At 42.3% G+C, this 1626-nt stretch carries 1 protein-coding gene; it reads left to right on the top strand.

What is annotated here, in order from left to right:
• A partial coding sequence (locus Q8907_16940; GenBank protein ID MDP4275956.1) for a glycoside hydrolase family 97 protein occupies window positions 1-1626 on the top strand: 1626 nt, incomplete at both ends.

The following is a 1626-nucleotide window of genomic DNA, read 5'->3' as shown; positions in this document are numbered from 1 at the left end:
TACCACAGATGCTCCCAGAAAAGCAGGATGGAAAGTAGTGGGTACAAAAAGGACTTTTATCAATGAATTATTGACTCCTGTTGTAAGGCAGAAGAGTAAATCTATACAGGACAGATGTAATCAACTGCATCTTGATTTTAACAACGGGCTTTCCCTTGAATGCAGGGCGTATAATAATGGTGTCGCCTGGCGATGGATAACTTCTTATAAGAAGGAATACAAGGTGCTGGATGAAAAAGTGGGGTTTAGTTTTGATAAAAATGGCAAATCTTGGTACCCTGAGGAAAATAGTTTTTTCTCTCATAATGAAAGAACCTATAAAAATTATAGCATTGGAGAGATTGATGCTGATAAGTTAGCCAGCTTGCCGGTTTTGTTTGAGAGTAATGGAATCAAGCTCTTACTTACCGAATCCGGCCTTTACAATTATGCAGGATTGTGGGTACGGGGTAAAGGCGAGGGACAGATTCAGGGTGTATTCCCTTTTTATCCAAAAGAAACTAAAGTAGAAGGCGACCGGAACAAAAAAGTGACTGAAAGGGAGAACTTCATCGCAAAGATCAATGGGCCACAGCAATTTCCCTGGCGTGTATTGATGATTGCACGCGAGGATAATGAATTGTTGGAAAATCAGCTTGTTTATCAACTTTCAAAACCTGCCAGGGGCGATTTCAGTTGGGTAAAACCCGGCAAAGTTCAATGGGACTGGTGGAACTATAATAATATTTACGAAGTGGATTTTCGTGCAGGGATCAACACGGAAACCTATAAATATTATATAGATTTTGCATCGAAATATGGGATAGAATATGTGCTTTTGGACGAAGGATGGGGCGATACCCGCAATCTCTTAAAAGTTAATCCCGATGTAAATATTGAAGAATTGGTTGCTTATGGACGTCAGAAAAATGTTGATATACTTTTGTGGGTAAATTGGCTGGCACTGGATAATCAACTGGAGGCAACCCTTGAACAGTTTGCGAAATGGGGTATTAAGGGCATTAAAGTGGATTTTATGCAGCGTGATGACCAGGAAATGGTGAATTTCTATGAACGTGTGGCCAGTCAGGCTGCAAAATACAAGCTGCTTGTGGATTTTCACGGAGCCTATAAACCGGTAGGGATGAATCGTACCTACCCGAATGTGATGACATCCGAAGGTGTGTTCGGCAATGAGCAAAGCAAGGGCGATGGAGAAAAAAGGATAGGGCCCGATCATAATTTGAATCTTCCTTTTATCCGTATGGCTGCCGGCCCTATGGATTATACTCCGGGAGCTATGATTAATGCCCAGAAAGATGCCTGGAAGCCTGTAGGAACCGAGCCCATGAGCCTTGGTACCCGTTGCCATCAGCTTGCTATGTATGTTGTATATGAAAGTCCTTTACAAATGCTTTGCGACAGCCCTACCCATTATTATAAAGAATCCAAATGCATGGAATTTTTAGGGCCTGTGCCCTCTGTTTGGGATACAACCATCGCTCTGTCTTCCAAGGTAGGTAATTATGTATTGATGGCCAGGAAGGCAAATAATGGCGACTGGTATATGGGGGCTATGACGGACTGGTCGCCCAGAAAATTAACCGCCAATTTATCGTTCCTGGGCAAAGGTAAATTCAAAATGTA

The sequence above is a fragment of the Bacteroidota bacterium genome, from assembly GCA_030706565.1.
Lineage (GTDB): Bacteria > Bacteroidota > Bacteroidia > Bacteroidales > JAUZOH01 > JAUZOH01.
Note: the sequence above shows the minus strand (reverse complement) of the source record. Positions and strands in the feature narration are given on the sequence as shown.